At 55.1% G+C, this 557-nt stretch carries 1 protein-coding gene; it reads right to left on the minus strand.

All coding sequences use genetic code 11. The annotated features are described in order from the left end of the window. Positions 1 to 557: dihydroxy-acid dehydratase domain-containing protein (locus tag ACTHUR_RS17005; RefSeq protein WP_440399876.1), on the minus strand; the 557-nt coding region annotated here is incomplete at both ends.

The following is a 557-nucleotide window of genomic DNA, read 5'->3' on the forward strand; positions in this document are numbered from 1 at the left end:
AGGTACAAGTACCCGGGCTGTGGTAAGAGCCCATTTCGCTTTCAAGCAAGGCATCGCGGCCAACTTTGCCTTCGGCGAAAAGCTGGCGGGTACGGGCTTTTTCTTTATTGCCGATACCGCTGGACATCGGGCCTGCGGGGACGAAGATGCCTGGAATATGGCCGAAAGACAACGCACCGATCATCAGGCCGGGAACAATTTTGTCGCACACGCCCATAAACAGGCTGCCGTCAAACATTTGATGCGACAGACCGATAGCGGTACTCATGGCAATCACGTCGCGGGAGAACAGCGACAATTCCATACCGGCATAACCTTGCGTGATGCCGTCGCACATGGCGGGCGTGCCGCCGGCGACTTGGGCGGTTGCGCCGTTTTTCTGTGCTTCGTCTTTGATTTGGTCAGGGAAGTCTTTAAACGGCTGGTGTGCGGAAACCATGTCGTTGTAGGCAGTGATGATGCCTAAGTTGGGGACGGTTTCCTGAAGCATTTCGATTTTGATGCTTTTAGGCATGGCGGCATAGCCGTGAGCCAGATTGCTGCAGCCGAGTTGGTTG

Source organism: Neisseria sp. P0021.S007 (assembly GCF_051956855.1).